This is a genomic window from Candidatus Poriferisodalis sp. (genome assembly GCF_965208895.1).
Classification (GTDB): domain Bacteria; phylum Actinomycetota; class Acidimicrobiia; order Acidimicrobiales; family Poriferisodalaceae; genus Poriferisodalis.
This window is the reverse complement of sequence record NZ_OZ242363.1, coordinates 1903140-1925667: the sequence shown is the minus strand read 5'-3', so window position 1 is coordinate 1925667 and position 22528 is coordinate 1903140. Positions and strand designations below refer to the sequence as shown.

Here is a 22528-nt window from a genome sequence, read left to right as displayed (position 1 = left end):
TCTGTGTCTCTTGCCAGCATGACCACCGTCCTTTGGCGTTGCTCTGTCGCATCGGACCGAACCGCACCACGATCCCGCCACGATCACCGGACACTAGACCAACAAACACCGGTGTCTGCGACGCGCAGCATCGGCGATGACCGGCATGTCAGTTGGTGATGGTGGCTTTGGCTGTGGCTGAGTAGTTGGCGGCGCCGATGGTGTACACCACGTGGAACGTGACCGATGTGTTGACCCCGGCGGTGGGCACGTTGACGGTCGCATCGGTGTCGCCGCTGGCGATGCCGACGGTGCGGACGCTGTCGAAGTCGGCGCCGTAGGCGACGAAGTAGTAGACGGTGACAGCGTCGGTGGAGCGGCAGCTGAGGCTGATCACGAATTCGAGGTCGTCGCCTCGCTGCGCGGCGGCGTCGGCGACGGACACCCGCGGTTTGCCGGTGCAGGCCGCGACGGCGGGTTCGGGGGGCGGGTCGTCGTCGTCGAGGATCTGCGCGGTCTGTGTCGGCTGCTGTCCGATCTCATAGCCGCTGCCTGCTGTCACGGTGGCGGTGATCGTCCCGTCGGGCTCGTCGATGCTGTCGTCGACGGTGGAGACAGCGAGGGTCGCCGCGGTGGCGCCCTGGGGGATCGTCACCGTCTGTGTGCCTGTCGTGGCTCCCCAGTCGCCGGTCGCGCTGACCGTCACGTTCACGGCGAGGTCGTCGACGGCAGGCGCCGACGCGGTCACGGTGAAGGCGGCGTCGGTTCCTTCGGTGCCGCCCGACGCGGCGGTGATGCTCACGTGCGGCGGCGGTTCGTCGCTGTCGACGATCACCACCGTGGTGGACCCGTCGGCGCGCTCAACTCCGTCGGGACCCCACGAGATCCCCAACGCCACGCCGTCGGTGCTGCCGTTGAGCGTCGCCGCCCGGCTGCCGGTCCCATACGACACAGTGATCTCGTGATCGGCCCAGTCGCTGTCAGCCACAGCCGTCAACGCCATCTCGACGCGCTGATCGCCCGGGCCGAAGGTCACCTCGAAGTCGTTCGCGAACACTGCGTCGGGATCGTTCAGGTCGCGCATCGTCCATTGGGCGCCTTCGTCGCCGCCGGTCACGCTCAACGGCACCGTGAGCGTCTCCCACGACCGCAGCGTGCGCGTCAGACCGATGTTGAGCCCGGCCTGGTTGTCGTAGCCGGTGCCGTTCTCGTCGATCGAGGTCGCGAAGAAGATCATGTACACCGTCAACGGATCCACATCGTCATCAGCCACCGCCACCGCGGCTGTTCCGCGAGCGGACGACACCTCATAGCCCGCATCGGCAGCGGGCGCGTCCAAAGCGACCGACAGGCTCCCGTCGGCCTCGTCCACGCCGTCGCCGACCGTGGCCACGGTGAACGCCGCAGACGCCGCGCCCGCGGCGAAACTGACAGTCTGCGGGCCGGCTGCGGCGCCCCAGTCGCCCTGCGACGACACCGTCACAGCCACATCGAGACCAGCAGTCGGCGGCGGATCCGCGGACAGCGTGAACACCGCACCTGAGCCTTCCGTCACATCGCCGGCGCCCGTGATGCTCACCACGGGTACCGTCACCGGCACAGCGTCGCCCTCGTCGGGCACCGGAGCGCCTTGCGGCACCGGAGTGTCCTGTTGCGCCGCGGCGGCTTCGAGCGCTGTCAGTTCGGCGACTACTTCGTCCCATACCGGGCTGCTGTGAGTGTCGGCCATCTGCTGAGCCTGCACCACAGTCATCGCGCCCCCGTCGACGCCAGCCGCGTCGAGCACGCCGAAGGCGGCCAGCACTCGCTGCCAGCGGTTCACATGCGCCGAGCCGTGATGGGTCTGCGAAGCCAGATACTCCACCTTCGCCACCACAGCAGGATCGACCGCGTAACCCTGCGGCGCCCCATCGCCGTCGCTGTCGCTGCTGTCATCGAGCGAGCCGGTCGGCTCGTCGTCGTCGACGACATCCGCGCTCAGCGACGACACCGCGCCCACCGTGTACCCCTCGCCGGGCTGCACCGTCACCGTGACCGACCCGTCGGCCTCGTCGACGCTGTCATCGACCGTCGCAACCGTCACCGTCGCAGACCCTCCGGCGCTGATCGTGACCGTACGCGACCCCACCGCCGCCCCGAAATCGCCCGACGCAGTCACCTCGACGGTCACATCGAGATCGGCCTGTGGCGCCGGGGCAGCCGACAGCGTGAACACCGCATCAGAGCCCTCCGTGCCGCCCGACGCCGCTGACACCGACACAACCGGCGGCGGCGTGTCCGCGTCGCTGGTGTCGGGCACGACCACGATCGTGATGCCGCCCGACCGCTGCCGCACCGGATCCAGCGGACAGTACGGCTCACCGTCGACCGTGTCGATCCCCGGCTTGTCCGCGCAGTACTTCAGCACCGGATACTGCGACGACGACCCGAAATCCCACGGATCGTCGCCCGGCCCGTCGAAACGCCCGTGATACCCGCCCACGTCGACGTCGACGTTCCAGTCCGCGTAGATGCCCGTATAAGCCGTCGGCGTCTGCAACTGCGCCGTCGTGTAGCCCGCGCCCACGTCGGCGGGGCTGTCGGTGTGCCCGGTGGTGTCTGTGTCCCAGTAGCTCGCGGCGACAGCCCGAGGGGGGTTGCCGACGCATCCACCGGTCAGCCCTTCATATCGCCCGCCTTGTGGCCCCGACACGTGGCCCACGGAGTAATTCGCGCGCATCCGCGGCCAGTATCGCCAGCTGCAATGGGAGGCCGATCCGACCAGGCCGCCGCCACGTGACCGCACGCGCCCGTTGTTCTGCACCAACAGGCCGCCGTTCAGCGTCACCGACCCGGTGGCATAGGTCGCCCTGATCCGCCCGTCGACCCAATAGCCCGCCAAGCCCCCCGCGTCACCATTCCAGGTGCTCACGTCGCCGGTGGCATAGCTCGCAGCAACCCCCGACCAGTTCAGCAACCCGATCAGGCCTCCGACCGAACTTACACCATGCACATAGCCCGTCGCGTAGCTCTCGATCACGAAGCCGTAACGAAAGGTCACCCCGGCCAAGCCGCCAACGTAGGTTCGACCGGTCACGTCGACATCGGACCAGGCACCGCTGATCCGGGCCCGCTCCACCACGCCTGCCAGCGCCCCAACATTGTGACCGCCTCGCACCCCGCTGTCGGAATTGGAGGCGGACAGCCCCACATTGCGCACATGCCCTCCGGGGCCGACATAGCCGAACAGTCCCACGTACCACCGCGCGCTGTCGTCGATATACAGATTCGCGATCGTGCGGCCGTTGCCTTCGAACACAGCAGTGAACATGCGAGCCCGCGGATTGGGCCTGTCCCCCAGGTAGCTGGTCCCGACTTGGTCCTCGAAACGGTCCAAGGCGTGCCAGCCGCGAACCGTCTCGCCGCCCATCAGCGGAACCCAGCCCTTGCCGCCGTTCCAAAAGGCGTCGCCCGCGTCGGCCTGGCCGTTCGCGTTCGTGTCGAAGTCCAAGTCGTCGACGAGCTCATAACCGACGCACCCATCAGACGGGCAGCCCATCGCCGCCATCGCATCAGGGAACGCCGCCGCGAGCTTGGCAGCCCCGTCGGGGTCATGGCCGGTGCGGCCGTCACGATCAGGCGGATACACGTCAGCGGCGCCATCGCCGTCGAGATCCCACCGGATCGCGTTCAACTGCGCCAGGCTCGAAACCTCGATCAACCCGTCATCGTCCGCGTCGTAATCCACCGCCGGAGGAGGATTCTGCGCCCACGCCGGACCTGCCGACACCGGCACCACCAGCCCCGCCGCCAACACCGCAACCACAGCCGTTGCCGCCCAACGCCGCCAAGCCCTCGACCGCCGCGGCACCGCCCGACGGCCATCCCCAGCAGAACCCGAACCGCTGCCCCGGCCCCGATCAGTCCCTACTGCCACCATGACCACCGTCCTTTCGGGTTGCTGTGTCGCATCGGGCCGAACCGCACCACGATCCCGTCCCGATCACCGAACACTAGATCAGCAAACACCGGTGTACGCGACACGACGCTTCGTCTGACGTACCAGATCAAGACAGTCCCCCTCGGCATGAGATCTGCTGGCGCTTGTCATCCTCGTGGTCATGATCGCGGCCGAATGGCTGACACTCCGGGCTCGCAGCGGTGCATGGCGCCGCAGGGCTACCGTGCGGGCGATGAACGGGTTCCGAGGTGCATGCCAGTGACGAGTGAGATGACCGGCGGCGAGGCAGTCGCTGCGACATTGGCGCGAATGGGCGTGCGGCACGTGTTCGGCATTGTCAGCGTGCACAACCTGCCGATGTACGAGGCTCTGTCGGTGCGCGACGACATCGAGGTCGTCAAGGTCCGCCACGAACAGGCCGCGGCTCATGCCGCCGACGCCTACTTCCGGGCCACCGGGGAGATGGGAGTGCTGCTCACTTCGACCGGCCCTGGCGCGGCCAACGCGGTGGCGGGCCTGTACGAGGCATTGTTCAGCAGTTCGGCCGTGCTGATGGTGACCGGGCAGACCGAGTCTCGCTTCTACGGCAAGGGCAAGGGCTTCCTGCACGAGAACGACCGGCAGGCGGCCATGCTGGCGACGGTGTGCCGCAGCGTGGCCTCGGTGCGGCATCCGAGCGAGATCTCGGCCGAGATCGCCCGGATCGCCGACGACGTGCGGACGGGCCGACCACAGCCGGGCGCGGTGGAGATTCCGATCGATTTCCAGTACGCCAAGGTCGGCGATGCGCCGCTCGCGGGTTCGGCTGATGTGCCCAGGCTGCGGCCCGAGCGGGCGTTGCTCGACGACGCAGCCGAGCGCTTGGCAGCAGCGCAGCGGCCGCTGATCTGGGCCGGCGGCGGCGTCGTCAGCGCCGATGCCTCGGCGGAGCTCACGGCACTGGCGGAACGTCTCGGCGCCCCCGTCGTGACCACGATCGAGGGGCGGAGCGCCCTGAGCGAGCTGCACCCGCTGTCGTTGGGTTTCCGCTCAGACCGCCCGCAGATGGCCGAGGTCTTCGCTGAGGCCGATCTGCTGCTCGCTGTCGGCACGCGGTTCCAGAACTACGCGACCAAGGTGTGGGCGCTGCGCCTGCCCGAGGAACTGATTCATGTCGATGTCGATCCCGGCGTGATCGGCCTGAACTATCCAGCCTCGCTGGCCGTCGTCGGCGATGCGAAGCTCAGTCTCGCCGGACTGCTCGAGCGGCTGGGCGGCCGCAGTCCCACCATCGACGACGGCTTCGTGGAGCGGGCCCGCAAGCATCGTGCCGCCGACATCGAGGCGATGCGCGAAGAGATCGGCCCCGATCACGCAGCGATCTGCGATGCGATTCGCCGCGTCCTGCCCGACGAGGCGCGCATCGTGCGCGACACGACGGTGCCGGGATACATGTGGGGCAACCGGCTGCTGCCGATCGTGGCGCCGCGCACTTCCATCCGGGCGGCGAACGCGGCGATCGGCCCCGGCGTGCCGATGGCCGTGGGCGCATCGTTGGCCAGCGGGCAGCCGACAGTCGTGATCCAGGGCGACGGCGGGTTGATGCTGTCAATCGGGGAGATCTCGACGCTGGCCGAGCACGGTCTTCCTGTCATCGTCTGCGTGTTCAACGACGGCGGTTACGGGGTGCTGCGCATCATCCAGGACGCGTTGTGGGACGAACACCACGGCACAGAGATCGGCGGCATCGACTTCGTCGGCGTCGCCGAGGCGATGGGCGTGCCCGGCCAGCGGGTCGCCAGTGCCGCCGAGTTCGAAGGGGCGTTCAGCGAGGCTGTCGCTCGTGCCAGCGGCGAATCGGGCCCCGTGGGACCGTCGCTCATCGACATTGATCTCACCGCGCTCATCCCCATCACGTTCCCCCTGCCAGCGCACCAGCGCCGCCGCGAAAACTGATCAACGCCGATGAAGTAGCGCCCGCAGGCCATCAGGCAGCGTGCAAGACCGTCTGGAGGGCCGATGAGGCCCATGCAGCGCGTCGGGCCTGCGACTACAGGCCCGAGGTGTCGGCGTCGGGGTCGAAGAATGTGCGGCCGGTGAGTTCCATGACTGGCATCGCGACCATGAAGTGAGCTGAGGCTGTTTGGGCGTCGCGCAGGTGGCGCTGAAGCGGCGACGCTTCGAACACGGCCGTGCCGCCCACGGCGGAGTTCATCGACTGCGCAACCCGCAAGCTTGTCTGCATCGCGTGGGTGGTGGCGGTGCGCAGGTTTCGCCTGATCTCCAGGTCTGCCAACCTGTGCTGCGCTCGTTCCCACGCGGCACCGATCTCTGCGTACAGCAGCGTGCGGGCGGCCCGCACTTCGGTGTCGGCGACCGCCACGGCTGAGTGGAGCGACGGACGCTGTCCGAGTGTGCGACGGGAGCCTTGGGGCACCTTCGAGGTGGCGACCTCGATGACCTCGTCGATGCAGGCACGGGCCATGCCCAGTGCGATCGCGCCGATCGGCAGCGCCAGCAGACCGAACAGCGGCATCCGATACAACGGCTGGGCCGCATGCGGCGACTTCAAGATGGCGCGCTCATAGGCGATGCGGTCGGAAGGGAGCCAGATGCCGTCGGCTTCGAAGGTGCTCGAACCCGAGCCTCGCAGCCCGCTGGTGTGCCAATCGTCGTGGAGCACGATGTCTTCGGGACGGAAAAAGGCCCGTCCCAGCGCCGGCTGCCCGGCATCGCTCGGCGTGCCGCTGTCGATCTGCACGCCGCCGGAAATCCACTCGGCGTTGTGAGAGCCCGACGCCCATGCCCAGCGGCCGTTCACGACGTAGCCGTCGGCACCGTGCGGCCCCGGCGCGGGGGTGGCCGTCCCAGAGTGCGCAAACACTCCGGCGGTGATGACCTTGGGGTTCTCCAGCACCTCGGCCAGCTGGGCGGGCTCCAGGGCGGCGAACATGATCTGCGACGTCGAACCTATGAACGTGCACCACGCCGCCGACGCGTTGCCCATCGCCAGTACTTCGCTGATCTCGGCCACGACGGCTGGTGACAGTCCCATGCCGCCGAGCGCCGGCGGCACCAAGGTCCGGTAGAAGCCGTCGGCGGCGAGTGTTTCAGCGAGGTCTTGGGGGAGTTGCCGCAGCCGGTCGATCTCGACGCCTCGCTCTTTCAGTGTGGGGATCCACTCAGCCGCGAGCGCCAGCATCTTGTCGCTCGCTGCGCTGTCGGCCGCATCGGTTTCTGCCACTACGAGCCTCCTGCGGGGCTGGCGTCAGACACGGCTGCGCAGTCGAACGGCACGCCGAGCTCATCGCCGACACGGCGCAGCGAGCGCACCACCGATGCGGGATAGCTCACCGTGCCGTCGGCGGTGCGCCGGTCCATCGCGAGTTGTTCGAGTTCGCCGGGCAGGTACACGGTTTGGCCTGGCAGCACGTCCTCTTCGCCGGCAGCGCGGATCTGGGCGACCATGTCCTCGATGTCGTCGTAGTACTCGTTGCGGTCCCGGAACACGCCGGGGTCCATCAGCAGGAAGAACTGCCCTCGACGCCCGACCGCCACATCGCCGGTGTGTGCCGACCCGGCGAGGATCCCCGCAGCGATGTTCGAGGCGGTGATCATGCCGATGCCCTTGTAGCCGCCGATGGCCGGCACGATGCCGCGCATCGCTACATCGGGATCGACGGTGGGGTTGCCGTCACGGTCGAGGAAGCCCCACTCGACGGGGATGTCGGCGCCCTCGGAACGAGCACGCAGCACCTTGCCGAGCGCGACCGGGGTGATCGCCATGTCGAGCACGATCGGTGGCTCATCGCGGCGGGGGAATGTCCACACGATGGGGTTGTTGCCGAACAGCTTGCGGCGGCTGCCGAACGGGGCCAGGTTCGGCACCGAGGTGGTCGTGCCGTAACAGACGAAGCCGGCTTCGGCGGCGTGGTACGGGTAGTTCGCCCCGCAGCCCCAGTCGTTGGAGTTGCGGATCACCCCGACCACCAAGCCGCTTTCGGTGGCGGCGTCGATGAGCTGCTCCATGAAGCGGGTGATGACGAGCTGACCGAGTCCGTGGTGCCCGTCGGCGACCAGGACGGACGGCGTGCGGGTCACGATCTCGCACTGGGCGGTGGGATTGGTGGTGCCGTCACGGAACCAGTTCACGTACCAGCTCACCCGCTGGAAGCCGTGCGTGTCGACGCCCCGCCTGTCCGACCAGAGCTGGTTGTCGACGACGGTCGCAGCGTCATCGGCAGCCATGCCGGCGGCCACGTACGCAGCGATGCCCCACTGCCGCAGTTCGTCGAGCCGGAACGACTCAGATGCGCTGTCGTGGCCGTCTGCGGGCCGGTCGTCAGGTATCCCCCGCGGCAGTGTCTCGGAGCTTGTGGAAGTTTCGCTCATGATCGCTCTCCTGGTAATGCCGGAATGCTGTGGACGTTGTTGATCGAAGCAGTCAATCCGGCGGCGGACTCCCGGCGGGCAGTAGCACCGCCATGCAAGTCCATGACCGGATCGCCCAGTCCGGCGCCGTTGAGCCGCTTGGTGACGGCCTCAAGTGCGGCTCGTTTCTCTGCGACGAACAGCACTCGCTTGCCTTGGGCTGCGAGCGCCGCAATGAGGTTGGAGATGGTCTGTGACCGGGCGTGAGATCCAGCGTTCCGGTTCGCAGATCGCGGAACCGGAAGAGCCGGTTGCGACCTGTCGTGTCGAGCAACTCGTTCTGCCACCGTTGTGCCGCCGTGCGGACTGCCGCCAGACGTTCGGCATCGGGTGGTGTCATGGGCGATGAAGCGTAGTCAGGCAGTCAACAGCGGTCGTCTGGACGGCGTGCGCGAAGAGGAGCAACGACCGGACGCGAGGTGATGGTCGTGCGTCGAACTGAGGGAGAAAGGGCGTCGTGAGCTAGCGGTTCAGCCAGTCCTGGCGTGTGCAGCCCGCTTGCTTCAACGGGCGCAGCAGGAACGGAGCGGGGATCTCGCGGTCGCCCGGGATGACCTGTCGATGGCTGTCTTTGATCATGAATTCGTGATTGCCGCCGGTTCGGGGACCGTCCCAGCCCCGCTCGCTGAGGAAGCGGATGAACTCGCGACGTGGGGCTGGGGGGAGCCGACTCGTCATGCAGGTGCGGCGATTTCGCCTTCACGGATCGAAGGAATCGGGTGATCGAGTTCTTGGCCGAGCTGGACCCACCCTGCGAGCACTTCCTGGAGCCTCTCGTGAGCCTCCTCCTGAGTGGTGCCGTATGCGGACGCACCGGGACAGTCCGAGTTCTCGGCCCACCATCCGGCCAGCGTGCCCTCGTCATCGGAGACTTCTTCGACGGTGGCACCGGCGAGCGCGGTGTTGAGCCACTCTTGCGAAGGGATGTGCAACTGGGCTTGCGCCATGGCCTCAGTGTATTCCGGCTTGGTCAGTGCCTACGAGAGCATTTCGATGACGGCGGTGGCGAAGTCTTCCGTGCCTGCGCTGCCGCCTTGGTCGGGCGTCAGTTGGTCGCCGTCCTCGTACACCTCTGCCAGGGCCCGGTCCAGCCGATCCGCGGGGGCCTCGAGCCCCAGGTGGCGCAGCATCATCTCGGCTGATTCGAGCGTGGCGGTCGGGTTGATGATGCCCATTCCGGCGATGTCGGGTGCCGTGCCGTGGGCCGACTCGAAGTACGCCCAGTCATCGCCGTAACAGCCAGACGGCGCCAGGCCCATGCCGCCGATGGTGCCGGCGCCCTGGTCGGACAGGATGTCGCCGTAGAGGTTCGGCAGCAGCAGCACGTCGAGGTCATGGGGTCGCACGACCAGCCGGTGGGCCATGTCGTCGATGATGAACTGCTCGTATTCCAGGCCCGGGTACTCAGAGGCCACCTCGCGGGCGATGTCGCAGAACCAGCGATCGGTCGCGGGGAGCATGTTCGTCTTGGCCGAGACAGTCAGCTTGCCACCGCGGCTCAGCGCCAACTCGGCGGCAAATCGGGTGACCTGCTCGGTGCCGGGCCGGGTGATGATCTTGGCCGCGAAGCGGCCGTTGACGGCGTCGGGCGGCACGCGGGAGCGGCCCTCGGTCAGCCCTGCATCCAGCAGCGCCTTGGCGGGGCCCATGACGCCGACATACATGTCCTCGAGGTTCTCGCGCACGATGACGTAGTCGATGCCTTCGGGCCGAGCCAGCGGGGAGGCATAGCCGGGCCGCCAGCGAACCGGCCGCACGTTGGCGTAGGTGCGCTTGCCCCAGCGCATGAAGCCCGCCCCAGGCGTGGTGCCGTTCGACGAGCCGAACAGCACCGTGTCGGCGGCGTCGATGCGCTCGCCGACCAAGGTTTCCCGCTCGTCGGGTGTCAGCGCCGCCAGCTCATCGCCGATCGGCACATGGTCCCAGTCGATGGGCAGGTCCAACGCGTCCAGAACTCGAAGCGACGCCGCCATCGCTTCGGGCGCGGCGTCATCACCTGGGATCACGCACACACGCTGCCGCCGTTGGTCAGTCATCCGCGCCAACGCTACGCGGCGAGATCGGTGTTTGCGTGGTGGGGTGAGCTACAGGCCGGGTTTGGTCACCATCACGGCAATTGCGGCCACGATGACCAAGTTGCTCGCCATGGACCACAGCTCGGCCCGCTTGCGCAACCGTTGCGCGTCGGCAGACAGTTCGGGTCCCGCGTCCAAGGCTTCGGCCAGCTTGGCGCCGGTCGGACGCAGAGCGCCGTGGTTGATGCCCGCCCAGGCGAAGTACAGGACGAACCCGATCGTCACCCAACCCTGCCGGAAGTTCCACGGTCCGATGAGCACTGCAACAAAGCCCGCTATACCGGCCAGATAAGCCGCCACGTCGGTGAGGCGATTCGAAGCGAATTCGAACGTCCGCCGCACGGCTGCCGCTGCGTCAGGACCCTCGGCCCAAGCGCGGCGCAGCATCACCGTGCCCAGTGCGCTGCCGCCGAAGCCCACCACCGCACTGGCCAGATGGACCACGAGGACTGCCTGATACCAGCCTGAGTTCACTCCCGCACCGAGAAGCGAACCGCTGAAGCCGAGTGACATGCCCGTGAGTATCGCTGCCAGGGGCACAGATGCCATAGCTGCGGCGGCAGGAGACTCTGAGACGTTGCGACCTGCCGGATCGCTGGCCGCAGAGGGTCCGGCCGCCGCCGCAGCGGGTGCACCTACACGTGTGGCTTGCGAGTTCGTTCTGAGCGCTCGGGGGAGCAGTGGTAAGTTCACAGTGCCGCAGACACGGCCGGATCTCCGGGGGAAGGGGTATCCATGCCGATCGAGTCATCAGGCCACAGCGCTGGCAACCCAAGGCTGTACGAGGTCATCGAGGGTGCGCCCACCGAAGGCGCGAGCCCGACGATCTGGGCATGGCCGCAGATCATCGACTATCTCAAAGTCGCAGGTCAGCCGGTCCAAGGACCGTGGCCGCCACACCAGGAGCGACGGCCGGATCCCGACGACGAGTCGATGCCGCGAGCTGTTCCCGACCCACAAGGGCCCGGCGGACCGCCGACAGGAGGCTGAGGCATGTACCCATCCCGCTTCCGCTATGAAGCCCCCTCGACCGTCGCCGAAGCCATCGGAATGCTCGCCGCGGCAGACGGCGAGGCAAAGATCCTGGCCGGCGGACAGAGCCTCATCCCGATGATGAAGCTGCGATTTGCCGCTCCGGCGATGATCGTGGACATCAACGGCATCGGCGGTCTCAACTACCACCGGGCTGATGGCGACGGCACCTACCGCATCGGTGCACTGTGCCGTCACGCCGATCTCGAGAAGTCGGCCACGCTGGGCGACCATCAGCCCACGATCGCCGCCGCGGCACCTGTGGTGGCCGACCCGCTCGTACGCACACGAGGAACGCTCGTCGGCTCGGTGTGCCACGCCGACCCGCAGGGCGACTGGGCCTCGGTGATGGTCTCGCTCGACGGCGCCATCGTGGCCCGGGGCCCAAACGGCCAGCGGTCCATTCCGGTCGACGACCTCATCGACGGCCCGTTCCAGACGGTGCTCGCTGCCGACGAGATCGCTGTCGAAGCGGTGGTTCCCGCAGCACACGGAACCCGGGCCGGCGGCTACCTCAAGCTCGAGCGCCGTGTCGGCGACTTCGCCACCGTCGGCGTCGCGGTCTCGGTGGAGATGTCGGGCGACAGCGTCGCCAAGGCAGGCATCGGGCTGACCGGCGTCGGGCCCGCCACCATCAACGCCTCGGGCGCGGCGGCGGCTCTGGTCGGCACGTCACTTGAGGCCGACGCCGTGGACGCAGCGGCCCAGCTCGCCGCCGAAGCGGCCCAGCCCCGCTCCGACCATCGAGGAAGCGCCGACTACAAGCGCCACGTCGTCGCAACGTTCGTGCGCCGCATCGGCGCGCAAATCCAGCGGTCTGAACGCAAGGCGGCCTGAGATGAGCACATTGTTCGAGGAGGTCCGGCCGAGCGTCGGTGACCAAGGACCGGACGACGCAGTGCCGGTTCGCCGGCTGGAATTGACCGTGAACGGCGAACGCCGCGCCGCCGATGTCGAACCGCGGCTGCTGCTGGCACACCTGCTGCGCAACGGCTTCCGCCTGACGGGCACCCACACCGGCTGCGACACGACCAATTGCGGCGCATGCACGGTGCTCTACGACGGTGTGCCCGTCAAGAGCTGCACGATGTTCGCTGTTCAAGCCGACGGCCACGAGATCCTCACCGTCGAAGGCTTGGCAACCGCCAGCGAGCTGCACCCGATCCAGGAAGGCTTCAAGGACGAACACGGCCTGCAGTGCGGCTTCTGCACTCCGGGAATGATGCTCAGCGCCAAGGCCCTGCTCGAAGAGAACCCGAACCCAACCGAGGATGAGATCCGCTGGGCACTCTCGGGGAACCTGTGCCGCTGCACCGGCTACCAGAACATCGTCAAAGCAGTGATGTGGGCTGCCGAAAAGCTGGGCGGCGGCGCAGCCGACAGCGATGAGGCCGGAGAGGAAGGCTGAGATGGCGCTCGACGAGATCAAGATCGGCGGCCTCGGCGCCAGTCGGCACCGGGTCGAAGACAACCGCTTCATCCGCGGCAAGGGCAACTACATCGACGACATTGCCCTGCCCGGGATGCTGCACATGGAGATCCTGCGCAGCCCGCTTGCCCACGCCCGCATCCGCTCCATCGACGTCAGCGCCGCCTGGGCCGTCCCGGGCGTTCGCATGGTGCTCACGGGCGAGATGCTGGCCGCCCGGAATCTGGCATGGATGCCGACGCTGTCCTATGACACCCAGGCAGTCCTCGCCACCGACAAGGTCAGATTCCAAGGCCAAGAGGTCGCCTGTGTCGTAGCCGACGACCCCTACATCGCGAAGGACGGTTGCGAGGCGATCGTCGTCGACTACGAGCCGCTGCCGCCCATCGTCAACCCGATTCAGGCGAAGGCGCCCGACGCCCCGCTGATCCGCGACGACAAGACCGGTCAGAACGACAACGTGGTGTTCGACTGGGAGGTCGGCGACCGCGAGGGCACCGACCGTGCCTTCGCCAAGGCCGACGTGGTCTCGTCCATCGAAATGCACTACCCGCGCTCGCACCCGTCGCCCATTGAGGCGTGCGGCTCGATCGCGGACTTCAACCGGGCGACCTCGAAGCTCACCGTGTACATGACCACCCAGGCGCCGCACATCATCCGGGCTGCGGTGGCGCTGGTGGCCGAGCTGCCCGAGCACATGATCCGCATCGTCTCGCCCGATCTCGGCGGCGGCTTCGGCAACAAGGTGCCGGTGTATCCCGGCTACGTCGTGTCGATCCTGGCGTCGATCCTGCTCGAATGCCCGGTCAAGTGGATCGAGGACAAGAGCGGGAACCTCATCTCGACGGGATTCGGCCGCGACATCTACCTCAAAGGCGAGATGGCGCTGCGAAGCGACGGTCGGATGCTCGGCGTGCGCATGCACACCGACTCCGATCACGGTGCGTTCTTCTCCGATGCTCAGCCGAGCAAGTTCAAGGTCGGCCTGATGCACTCGGCTTTCAGCTGTTACGACATCCCGACCGCCCATCTCACCGCCCAAGGCGTCTACACCAATAAGGCGCCGGGAGGGGTCGCGTATCGGTGCTCGTTCCGTGTCACCGAGGCGATGTACTTCCAAGAACGCATGGTGCAGGCCGCCGCCGCCGACCTCGGCATGGATCAGGCCGAGTTCCGTCGCATCAACCTGGTGCGAGACGACGACTTCCCCCATCGCACGCCCTGGGGCTTCCTGACCGACTCCGGCCAGTACGCCAAATGCCTCGACATCGGCCTCGAAGCCATCGGCTACGAGGACTTCCTGCGCCAAAAGGAGGAAGCGCGCCAGCGGGGCCGGCTGCTGGGCATCGGCATCTCGACCATGACCGAGCCGCTCGGGGCCGGCAACAGCCGGGAATACGACATCTTGGGCATCAAGATGTTCGACTCCGCAGAGCTGAAGGTCCATATGACCGGCAAGGCGTTGCTGCGCACCGGCGCCAAGTCCCAGGGTCAGGGCCACGAGACCACGTGGGCGCAGATCGTCGCCCACGAACTCGGCATACCCGCCGAGGATGTGCTCGTCGAGGAGGGCGACACGGACACCGCCCCATTCGGCATGGGCACCTACGCATCTCGCAGCACGCCGGTGGCCGGAGCAGCGGTGTCCATGGTGTCTCGCAAGATCCGCGCCAAGGCCCGCAAGATCGCCGCGCACCTGCTCGAGGTGTCCGAAGAGGACATCGAGTGGGAGCTCGGGCGCTTCTCGGTGCGCGGCGCCCCTGATCGAGGCGTGACGATCCAGGAATGCGCCATCGCCGCCTACAGCAACATGCCCGACGGCATGGAGCCGGGCCTCGAGAACAACGCCTACTACGACCCGCCGAACCTCACGTGGCCGTTCGCCTGCTACATCGCGACCGTCGAGGTCGATCCCGAGACCGGGGTGTGGGACGTCCTGCGGGTGGTGGCGGTGGACGACTGCGGCGTGCGCATCAACCCGATGATCGTCGAGGGCCAGATCATGGGCGGGCTCACCGAGGCCTATGCCATGGCCAACATGCAGTTCATTACCTTCGACGAGGACGGCAACTGCATCGGCTCGAACTACATGGACTACCTGCTGCCGACTGCGTGGGAGACACCGGGCTTCGAGCTCCACGAAGTGGTGACTCCGTGCCCGCACCATCCCATCGGTGCCAAGGGCATCGGGGAGTGCGCCACCGTCGGCGGTCCCGCAGCATTCGTGAACGCCGTGATCGACGCCATCGGTGACACAGGCGTGCGCAATATCGACATGCCGCTGCTGCCCGATCGGGTCTATGAGGCCATCACCCAGGGCCACGACATCTCCGGCGCACCGCCGGTGAAGACCGAGCCATGAGCGGCCCCAATCGCATCGGGCCCAGTGCCGCTGAGTCCAGCTCTGTCGAGGGCTGGGGCGTGCTCGAACGCGCCACCGAACTCGCACGCAGCGGTGAGGCATTCGTGCTGGCCACGGTTGTCTGGCGGGAAGGTCCGACGTCGGGCCAGCAGGGGTCTCGTGCCATCTACACAGCCTCGGGCGAGATCTACGGGTGGATCGGCGGTGCCTGCGCCGAGCCGGTGTTCATCCGTGAGGCCGTGGCAACGCTCGAAGCAGGGATGCCGCGTTTGCTGGCGCTCGGAGCGAGCGACCGATTCGGCGATCTCCCCCAGGGCACGACCGCGGTGCCGATGTCGTGCCGCAGCGACGGCGCCCTGCAGATCTACTTGGAGCCCGTCGTGGCCACACCCCACATCGTGATCGTCGGAAGCTCGCCCATGGCGACAACCCTGTCGGTCCTCGCAGCCCAACTCGACTGGCGCGTCGAACTCGTTGATCGTGCCGAGTTCAGCGAAGGGCTGCTCTCGCCGCAGTCGATCGTCGTCGTTGCCACCCAAGGGCATGGCGACGAAGACGTGCTGGCGGCTGCGTTCAAGGCCGACCCCGCCTATGTGGGCCTGGTGTCGTCCGCGCGGCGATCCGCAAGTGTCCGGGCCTTGCTGGCCTCCCAAGGCGTGGAGGAAGCCAAGCTCGGCGCACTGCGCGCCCCCGCTGGCCTCGATCTCGGCAGCACCTCGCACAAAGAGGTTGCCGTGTCGATCTTGGCTGAGCTGGTGCAGCTGCGTGCGGCGGGTGCGTTCGCGGCGACGGTCACGGCTCAAGCGCCTGCTGCCCCAACGGCAATCGACCCCATCTGCGGCATGACAGTCCTGGTCGAATCCGCAGCTGTCTCACTCGAGGTGGGCGACGAGGTCTTCTATTTCTGCTGCGCCGGGTGCCGCACGGCCTATGAGGCTGAGCCGTTAGGCGAAACCGGGGCCCGAGCGGCCCGTGAGCGGAGCGAACAAGAGCGGGAAACAGGAGCCGACGCGTCGGGAGGGTTTGCCACCCCGCGCACTCCCACTGATCGCGAACAGGGAGTCGCCTGATGCAGATCACGAATCAGTTCGAAGTCGCGCAGCCGATGGAGGCTGTATGGGACTTCTTCGGCAACGTGCCCCAGGTCGCCGCGTGCCTGCCCGGTACCGAGCTGACCGACGAGCTCGGCGACGACCGCTACGGCGGCACGGTGTCCATCGGCCTCGGCCCGATCAAGCTGGACTTCGACGGCGGTGCCGAGATCACTCACCGCGACGAAGATGCCCGCACGATCTCGGTCGCTGCCAGCGGTGCCGATCGCAAGGGCCGGGGCCAAGCCACCCTTGAGCTCCACGCAAACCTTGCCGAAGCCGCGGGCGGCACGGCCGTCGAGGTCGCGATGGACCTGCAGCTCTCCGGTCCGGCAGCGCAGTACGGGCGCGGACTGGTGGGCGACATCACCGCGGTGCTGCTGAGCGATTTTGCCGCCAACGTGCAAAACCGGCTCGCTGCGATCGCGGCGGGCCGCGATCCCGACGAGGTCGGTCAAGTCCAAAGCGCCGGCGGTGCCGCCATCGGTGTGCGTGCCGCGCAAAAGGGGCTTGCGCGCGTGGTGCGTCGATTCGTCATGCCGTATCGCCCCGAGGCCGTCTGAGGAGGCTGCTGTGCTCTGGTGGATAGGAAACCTGATACTGCTGGCAGTGGTCGTGCCGGTTGCGGTTGCACTGCTGAACCGGGTCTTGGCCGCCATCGAGCGGATCCGCAAAGCCAGCGACGACATCCTCGCCGGGGGCGTGGGGGTCATCGGCGAGCTCGGCACCACGCGTGATCTGCTCGCGACCACTGACGAGACGATCGAAGAGGTAGCGGACGGTGCCGTGCGCTACGCCGGTTCGGTCGGGAAGCTCTTGGGCTGAAGGGAGATCTGATGCCTGCTGTTGCCTGGGTCACCGTCATCATCGGCGCCTTGATCATCGTGGCTGCCGCCGTCGGGCTGTTGCGAGTGGTGCTCCACTTGCGAGCCGTTCACGCCACGCTCGTGCAGGTCGCGGGCGGCGTTCGTGTCATAGCGGAGCAGACCTCGACTGTCCCGACGGTGCTGCCGTCAGTCAATTCGACGCTCAAACCCGTCAGCGACTTCTGCGAATCGATCTGAGGGGGGCATTGCCGTGATGCAGCTACTCGCTCAAGAGTCCACAACCGGATGGACCATCGGCTACGTGATCGGCATCGCGGTGGTGATCGCCGTGGTCGCGCTCGTCGTGCCGATCCTGATGCTCGCCCGTTCGATCGGCAATCGGGCCTCGGAGATCAACGACGCGCTGGAAGACGCAGTGACCAACACGGCGGCGCTGGCGGAACTGAACACCACGATTGAGGCGGCATCGACCATCGTCGCCGGTCTCAAGCGTGGTCGGGCCCGGTTAGGAGGCTGAGATGGATCTATTGGGGTTGACCGACACCCAAGAGAATCTGTGGTGGGGCGTCATCATCGGCGGCTTCGTCGTGATCGTGGCCGTCGTTGCGCTGCTCACGATGCTGGTGCTGCTCGTGCGCACGATCGAACGCCGGGTGGAAGTCATCAAGGACACACTCGAGCGAGCAGCCGCCAACACCGGTGACACCGCTCTCATCGCAGAGACTGCCGAGCAAGTCGATGCGGTCCTGACCGAAGGCCTCGAACACCACCTGTTCTTGGGCCGTGTGCTCGACAAGGTGCGCTCATGACGACGCTCGTAGTTCTCTCCGTCATCCTGATCGGCCTGCTGATCGCGGGGCTGGCCTTCTACCTGTTCATCGTCGGAAGCCAGCTGACCCGCATCGCGGGGCTGCTCGAAGAGTGCTCGCAGATCGTCTGGAAGATCAAGGCCGACGCCGAAGCTGTGGAGCCTGGTGTCGAGCGCATCAACAGCACCAGCGGCGTTATCGCAGGAGCGCTGCCGCTGCTCTACGGCATGGCCGAAGGCATTGTGGCCGGCGCTACCTATGAGCCCGCGGAGCCTCGCGAGCCAGTGCCGGCTCGGCCCGCCATGGGCACGCGGCGCAGCCGGCTCCACGACGCGGTCGGCTACCACCCCGAATAGCCCCCAGCGACCGGCACGAACGACACAGCACCCGTTGCCGCGTCCGCCGACTCCACAACTGGCAATCAGCCGCCGACATCTACACTCGACTCAGTCGCAACCACCGATAGAGCCTGCCCACCCTCCGGCGCCGCGTCATTCGCCAGCACATCAACCCGAATGGTCGTGCCCAACGGCGTCGTCGCCGAATCAGGCACCGCGCACGGCACTGTGTCTGGGTAGGCCACCAGCGGCTCGAGCATGTACGCCGTATGAGTCTCCCCAGCCGGATTCGTGCCGGATCCCTGAATTGCGTAGACACGCGGGGCAGCATCAACAGACGCCGACGGCGTGTCCGGGACCGGCCACGAGAATGTCAGCGTTCCATCAGGATCCGCAGTCTCTGCAGGCACGGCCAGATCCCCCGACAAAACGCCGCCCAAAGATGCCCACTTGCCGACGAAGCTCACAGACGCATTCCCGGCGAACCCTTCCGCGGCGAACAACAGCACTTCGCCCGGCGTCACGAAACGCCCAGCGCAACCGGGCACCTCGCGTGCCCGACCCGCCACCAGCAGCCCACAGCACCGCAGAGGCCGCCCCGGCAGCGATCACTGCAACCCACAGCGCCGACTTCCATTTGTTCGCGTCCATCAGCAAGATCCTCATGCCTGCGTTGGCCGGCGAACCGGCTTCACCAAGCCCGCCGACTGGTCCGACGAATCCGGCCCCAGCACCCGACTGCCCGGCCGCGGCGCCGACACCACGATCGTGTGTGCTGCCCAGTCATGCAAACCGCGCCGAGATCGAGACAACAGTGCCGGCGCAGCAACCACCAGCAGCCACCCCAAGCCCCCGAGCGCCGGCCATCGATCGCCCGTAGGCCACTCCAAGCAACCCGCGGCCAACGCAACCGCGGTCGGAAGTTGCAGAGTCATCCACCGCGCCGACAACCGATCAACGCCAGGCGGTGCCGTGCGCCTCGCGTCGTGCGCCACCACGCGCAAGCCCAACAACCGCTTGCCCGGCGTTTGCCCTGAACGCCTCGCCACTACGCATTCATACACATACCAAGTCACAAGGGCAGCCGGCAGTCCTATGAAGACCAAGGCAATCAACAGATAGAAACCCACGACCAGATCGGCACCGAAGAATCCGCTGGAGGCCTCACCTTCGGAACTCCATTTGCCTAGGCCCACTGCTCCAGCGCTGATGAGGAAGAGGATCAGCGTGATCGCCGCAGCGAGGCAAACGGCGTCGCACAGCCGCGCGACAAGCCTGCGCCACAGCAGCGCGGCCTCTGTTTCTGTGTGGGTCACCGGCTCGCAGCCTTCGGGTTCGCCGGAAGGCCCGCCTCGCTCAAGTCGGTGCCTGCCACGATCTGCGCTCTGATGTATTGCTCAAGGTTTCGTGCGTACGCCGTATGGCCTGCCACATTTGGATGGAATGACTTGGCTGACGCGGGAGTCTGCTCCATATCCAAGACGAAGCCGTGCAGCCAAGGATCGGCGCCGCAGGGATCGCGGCCCACAAGACTCCCAGTCGAACTCGCGAACTGGTCTCCTGATCGGATGTCCACAAAATGCACGCCCGCCGCGGCAGCAGCACGCTGCACGGCTCGATTCAGCGCTCCCGCGCTCGACCACAGAAAGTCAGCCTCGACGTGATCGATCTTCGCAATACCGCTGGCGATCTCATCCAATGACAACCCGTTCACGCTGGCCGCAATCCCAAGTGGACTCCACCTGGCCAAATAGCCCAAGGGCCTGAACACAGCGGGAAGGCTTTCCACCCCCGCCGAGTGAGCGAGTATGTCCTGTGCTGACAGTGCAGGACAGTCATCGATTTGCTGGTTGATGCCCAACTCTGGACAGTCCCTGACGTCGCTAGGGCACGGTGTGGGCCGAGGGGTGATCGGCGGGTAGCCCAGCGCGTATATCGACGCCCGCGGGGATGCCGCTCGAATCTTCGTCAGAGCGTCCTCAATGCGGTCTTGCACCTCCGCCCAGCTGAGCGCCAAATCGTCCTGGTTGCATGTCGAGTCGAGGTTGCCGATGAGCGGCGTTGCGCAGGCTCTGATCACATTCGCGAATCCGACGTCGTTGCCGCCGATGGTGATGGTGATCATGTCCACATCGTTCATCGCTTGGGCGTTCGCCAAGGACACAGCTTGGCGGGGTTCCCAGTCGCTCGGGCGTGGCAGCAGTTGGCCGGTGTCGGAGTCGTAGCTGAGGCTCGGCACCGGATGAGAGGGCTTGTTGGTCTCGATCAGGTCTTCCTGGGTGACCTCATCACCGGGTCCGCGCGGGTCGTGGATGTTGTAGGTGATCGCGCCGGTGCATGCGAACGTGGCGAAGGTCGCGTTGATGCCGACAGTGCTGTCGCCGAGGAATTCGCGGGCGATCACGTTCGGGTATGCCTCGCTCCAGCGGCGGCAGTGCGGGTCGGCGGGACTGACGCCGTTCTGGTAGCCGCCTGCGAAGCCTGCGGCGTCGGGGCGGCCTTGCTCGCCGGACGAGTACGAGTCGCCCAATGCGACGTAGCTGGGGGCTTTGGCGACGGGGATGTCGATCGCTGCGGCGGGTTCGTGGCCGACGCGGCCGGGAAGATGGTCATGGGCGCCGTCTTGGTCGCGGTCCTCGAATACCAGCAGCGTGTCGCGCCCGCGGCGCAACGCGTGCGCCGCATTGGTGGGCACCAAGTAGCGCACGGTGACCTGCCCGTGCGCGTCGGTCGCGCAACTGCTGGAATATCCAGAGGCGGCTGCGCCGATGGCGGACGGCACGAGGCACATCACCGACGCGCCGGCGCTGGGGCCGTGCGTGACAGCGGCGCCTATCGGGGCGTTTGCGACCGGTGCTGCCGCTCGCACCGGCTCGGCGCTGCCGCGGTACACGAGCCTGACCGGGCGGCGCAGTTCCAAGACGAGCTCTGTGAGTCGGCCGGCGCGGCTGACCGGGTCGCTGCCGCGCAGCACGAGCATCTCAAGTCCGTCGGGCCGTGTCGGTATCGACGCGGTGCCGCCGGTCTCGGCCATGTCGGGCAGACTCGCCTCGCATACCGTGACGTCATGCCAGATGTCGTCGTGGCGGTTGCTGGGCGGCCAGTCGTCAACGCGGAACAGGTCGTGGGCGGCGCAGGCCACCGCGACCGTGGCGCCGAACCCTGCCTGGGTTCCGCTCATGACACCGAGTGTTGCATGTCGGTCCGTGACTCCTGGCGGGACGATGGAATGTGCAGGTTTGGCAGGAAGTGCAGGTCTGACCTCTTGGTTCGCTGTCGGCAACGACCCGAAGAGCGGCCCATTCGCAACCCGCTCGATGCAGTGGCCAGTCAGCACAGGCTTGGCAGAGCACGCACCGATGATCAGTTGTCGTTCGGTTCAGAGACCGGTCTCGATGACTTGGGGGGATCTCGGGTGGTGGTGAGCGGGCCGGCGGTAGGGGTCCGGTAGCTGCCGATCCACTCGTCCTCCCACACTTGGTCGAATTGTTCGGGCGCGCAGCCGGGCCGGTAGACCGAAATCAGCTCTCGGACGATCTGTTCGCGGTGTGAGGGCAGCCCGCCAGGCACCTCGTAGGTGCAGATGTGGAGATTCCACTTGTTGCCGGCGCGTCGCTCCCAGCACTTGGCGCGCTGGTGGCCGAATGGCAGCCCGGCCGCAGCCAGATTGTCTGCGTGATCGACGTCGAGCACGGCGTAGTCGTAGGGCTTGGCGTCGGGGTCGGCCCGGTACAGGATCGCGAACACGCCCGGTGCCGCAGGCGGCGTCCAGCCGCCGAGCACTCGTGGTCCCTCGAAGGGGTAGCCGGCGAGCGAGCCGAGCCGAATCATCGGGTCCAGGTCATCGGGGCCGGTCCAATGAGGTGCGGCTCATGCGGCCTGGCTCGTTTGTCGGATTTGCCGTCGAGTCATGGACCGGATCATTCTTCGATCCCAACTTCGCCTACCTCAAACTCATCTTCTCCGATCACTTCCGCACGGGTCATTGGCCAGGCCGGCAGGTTCGCTGTCTCGGCCGCCGCGGCGAAGGCCTCCATCGCCGCCTCGACAGCGTCGTCGGCCGTGTCGGCCTCGACCACGATCTGGGCTCCGTACGCCATCGCTCCGACGCCCGATGCGATGCCGTCGAGCGGCGCCACCGCGTCGGCCAGCGACACCACCTCGTCGAGTTGGACGGGCCGGTCGCCCTCTGCCTGGATGGAGACGCTCCACCTCTTCATCGGGCTCAGCTTCATC

Annotated in this window: 25 protein-coding genes; 12 read left to right on the top strand and 13 right to left on the bottom strand. The window is 67.1% G+C overall.

Features of this window, described 5'->3' with window-relative positions:
* Positions 1-148 precede the first annotated feature (148 nt).
* A complete protein-coding gene (locus ACOGJB_RS08700; protein WP_419840416.1) occupies positions 149-3898 on the bottom strand; it encodes a hypothetical protein in 3750 nt (1249 codons plus the stop codon).
* A gap of 279 nt (positions 3899-4177) precedes the next feature.
* On the opposite strand from ACOGJB_RS08700, the gene ACOGJB_RS08695 reads away from it, so the two are divergent.
* A complete protein-coding gene (locus tag ACOGJB_RS08695; protein WP_419840415.1) occupies positions 4178-5854 on the top strand; it encodes a thiamine pyrophosphate-binding protein in 1677 nt (558 codons plus the stop codon).
* A 94-nt stretch (positions 5855-5948) separates the two neighbouring features.
* On the opposite strand, the gene ACOGJB_RS08690 is transcribed toward ACOGJB_RS08695, so the two are convergent.
* The 7 genes from ACOGJB_RS08690 to ACOGJB_RS08660 all read right to left on the bottom strand — a co-directional run bounded on the left by ACOGJB_RS08690 (position 5949) and on the right by ACOGJB_RS08660 (position 10917).
* On the bottom strand, positions 5949-7142 hold the full coding sequence (locus ACOGJB_RS08690) for an acyl-CoA dehydrogenase family protein (RefSeq protein ID WP_419840414.1): 1194 nt from the start codon (positions 7140-7142) through the stop codon (positions 5949-5951).
* Positions 7142-8290 carry an Ldh family oxidoreductase gene (locus tag ACOGJB_RS08685; protein WP_419840413.1) on the bottom strand — a complete coding sequence of 383 codons (1149 nt, stop codon included), beginning with the start codon at positions 8288-8290 and terminating at the stop codon, positions 7142-7144. The genes ACOGJB_RS08690 and ACOGJB_RS08685 overlap by 1 nt, the downstream gene beginning before the upstream one ends.
* Entirely contained in the window at positions 8287-8475 is a 189-nt protein-coding gene (locus ACOGJB_RS08680; RefSeq protein ID WP_419840412.1) for a hypothetical protein, read from the bottom strand. Before ACOGJB_RS08680 ends, ACOGJB_RS08685 begins: the two co-directional genes overlap by 4 nt.
* A 316-nt stretch (positions 8476-8791) precedes the next feature.
* Entirely contained in the window at positions 8792-9007 is a 216-nt protein-coding gene (locus ACOGJB_RS08675; protein ID WP_419840411.1) for a type II toxin-antitoxin system HicA family toxin, read from the bottom strand.
* Entirely contained in the window at positions 9004-9276 is a 273-nt protein-coding gene (locus ACOGJB_RS08670; RefSeq protein WP_419840410.1) for a type II toxin-antitoxin system HicB family antitoxin, read from the bottom strand. Before ACOGJB_RS08670 ends, ACOGJB_RS08675 begins: the two co-directional genes overlap by 4 nt.
* Positions 9277-9306: 30 nt before the next feature.
* Positions 9307-10365 (bottom strand): isocitrate/isopropylmalate dehydrogenase family protein, encoded by a 1059-nt coding sequence (locus tag ACOGJB_RS08665; RefSeq protein ID WP_419840409.1) that lies wholly within the window; start codon positions 10363-10365, stop codon positions 9307-9309.
* A gap of 48 nt (positions 10366-10413) precedes the next feature.
* Positions 10414-10917 carry a DUF2269 family protein gene (locus ACOGJB_RS08660; protein ID WP_419840408.1) on the bottom strand — a complete coding sequence of 168 codons (504 nt, stop codon included), beginning with the start codon at positions 10915-10917 and terminating at the stop codon, positions 10414-10416.
* Positions 10918-11139: 222 nt separating this feature from the next.
* Here ACOGJB_RS08660 and ACOGJB_RS08655 point away from each other — a divergent pair, with 222 nt between their 5' ends.
* The 11 genes from ACOGJB_RS08655 (at position 11140) to ACOGJB_RS08605 (ending at position 18310) form a co-directional block, all read left to right on the top strand.
* Positions 11140-11394 (top strand): hypothetical protein, encoded by a 255-nt coding sequence (locus tag ACOGJB_RS08655; RefSeq protein ID WP_419840407.1) that lies wholly within the window; start codon positions 11140-11142, stop codon positions 11392-11394.
* 3 nt (positions 11395-11397) lie between these two features.
* Complete coding sequence (locus ACOGJB_RS08650) at positions 11398-12273, top strand: FAD binding domain-containing protein (RefSeq protein ID WP_419840406.1); 876 nt, start codon at positions 11398-11400, stop codon at positions 12271-12273.
* Position 12274: 1 nt separating this feature from the next.
* Positions 12275-12844: a (2Fe-2S)-binding protein gene (locus ACOGJB_RS08645; protein ID WP_419840405.1), complete on the top strand. Its 570-nt coding sequence runs from the start codon at positions 12275-12277 to the stop codon at positions 12842-12844.
* Position 12845: 1 nt separating this feature from the next.
* A complete protein-coding gene (locus tag ACOGJB_RS08640; RefSeq protein WP_419840404.1) occupies positions 12846-15227 on the top strand; it encodes an aerobic carbon-monoxide dehydrogenase large subunit in 2382 nt (793 codons plus the stop codon).
* A complete protein-coding gene (locus ACOGJB_RS08635) occupies positions 15224-16297 on the top strand; it encodes an XdhC family protein (protein WP_419840403.1) in 1074 nt (357 codons plus the stop codon). The genes ACOGJB_RS08640 and ACOGJB_RS08635 overlap by 4 nt, the downstream gene beginning before the upstream one ends.
* A complete protein-coding gene (locus ACOGJB_RS08630) occupies positions 16297-16881 on the top strand; it encodes an SRPBCC family protein (RefSeq protein ID WP_419840402.1) in 585 nt (194 codons plus the stop codon). Before ACOGJB_RS08635 ends, ACOGJB_RS08630 begins: the two co-directional genes overlap by 1 nt.
* A gap of 10 nt (positions 16882-16891) precedes the next feature.
* A complete protein-coding gene (locus ACOGJB_RS08625) occupies positions 16892-17143 on the top strand; it encodes a hypothetical protein (RefSeq protein ID WP_419840401.1) in 252 nt (83 codons plus the stop codon).
* Positions 17144-17154: 11 nt separating this feature from the next.
* The gene (locus tag ACOGJB_RS08620; protein ID WP_419840400.1) at positions 17155-17382 is read left to right on the top strand and encodes a hypothetical protein; all 228 of its coding nucleotides are present in this window, start codon (positions 17155-17157) and stop codon (positions 17380-17382) included.
* 64 nt (positions 17383-17446) lie between these two features.
* Positions 17447-17662: a hypothetical protein gene (locus tag ACOGJB_RS08615; RefSeq protein WP_419840399.1), complete on the top strand. Its 216-nt coding sequence runs from the start codon at positions 17447-17449 to the stop codon at positions 17660-17662.
* Between the two features lies 1 nt (position 17663).
* Positions 17664-17954 carry a hypothetical protein gene (locus ACOGJB_RS08610; protein ID WP_419840398.1) on the top strand — a complete coding sequence of 97 codons (291 nt, stop codon included), beginning with the start codon at positions 17664-17666 and terminating at the stop codon, positions 17952-17954.
* Positions 17951-18310, top strand: a complete 360-nt coding sequence (locus ACOGJB_RS08605) for a hypothetical protein (RefSeq protein ID WP_419840397.1) — start codon at positions 17951-17953, stop codon at positions 18308-18310. Before ACOGJB_RS08610 ends, ACOGJB_RS08605 begins: the two co-directional genes overlap by 4 nt.
* Positions 18311-18375: 65 nt before the next feature.
* On the opposite strand, the gene ACOGJB_RS08600 is transcribed toward ACOGJB_RS08605, so the two are convergent.
* The 5 genes from ACOGJB_RS08600 to ACOGJB_RS08580 all read right to left on the bottom strand — a co-directional run bounded on the left by ACOGJB_RS08600 (position 18376) and on the right by ACOGJB_RS08580 (position 22512).
* Positions 18376-18861, bottom strand: a complete 486-nt coding sequence (locus tag ACOGJB_RS08600) for a hypothetical protein (protein WP_419840396.1) — start codon at positions 18859-18861, stop codon at positions 18376-18378.
* 93 nt (positions 18862-18954) lie between these two features.
* A complete protein-coding gene (locus ACOGJB_RS08595; protein WP_419840395.1) occupies positions 18955-19608 on the bottom strand; it encodes an RDD family protein in 654 nt (217 codons plus the stop codon).
* Positions 19605-21473, bottom strand: a complete 1869-nt coding sequence (locus tag ACOGJB_RS08590) for an SGNH/GDSL hydrolase family protein (protein ID WP_419840394.1) — start codon at positions 21471-21473, stop codon at positions 19605-19607. Before ACOGJB_RS08590 ends, ACOGJB_RS08595 begins: the two co-directional genes overlap by 4 nt.
* Positions 21474-21655: 182 nt before the next feature.
* Positions 21656-22123, bottom strand: a complete 468-nt coding sequence (locus ACOGJB_RS08585; protein WP_419840393.1) for a hypothetical protein — start codon at positions 22121-22123, stop codon at positions 21656-21658.
* Positions 22124-22212: 89 nt separating this feature from the next.
* On the bottom strand, positions 22213-22512 hold the full coding sequence (locus ACOGJB_RS08580; RefSeq protein WP_419840392.1) for a hypothetical protein: 300 nt from the start codon (positions 22510-22512) through the stop codon (positions 22213-22215).
* Positions 22513-22528: the final 16 nt, after the last annotated feature.